Here is a 239-nt window from a genome sequence, read left to right as displayed (position 1 = left end):
CGTAATCAACCGAGCCGACATCCTTCAACAGCTCCTCGCGGACGACGGTCGCCTCTTCGATCGGGCGAAGCTGGGTGGACACGAAAACCGTCTGGGCAAGCACCGGCGAGGCGAAGGCCAGCACGGTGGAAGCCAGAATTCCAAATGACATGATATGTTTCATCTTCTCCTCCTTCATTGTTCTTTGTTTGAGATGCACTTCTGTCTATGCCGCCTTGGCGGGACGGCGATGGCTGTCG

The 239-nt window shown here is 56.5% G+C and carries 1 pseudogene; it reads right to left on the bottom strand.

Annotated features, from left to right (window positions below):
* Positions 1–163 (bottom strand): annotated as a pseudogene (locus tag AF337_RS41680) (carbohydrate ABC transporter substrate-binding protein); the annotation flags it as partial.
* Positions 164–239 lie beyond the last annotated feature (76 nt).

This window comes from Rhizobium ecuadorense (assembly GCF_001187535.1).
GTDB lineage: Bacteria > Pseudomonadota > Alphaproteobacteria > Rhizobiales > Rhizobiaceae > Rhizobium > Rhizobium ecuadorense.
Note: the sequence above shows the minus strand (reverse complement) of the source record. Positions and strands in the feature narration are given on the sequence as shown.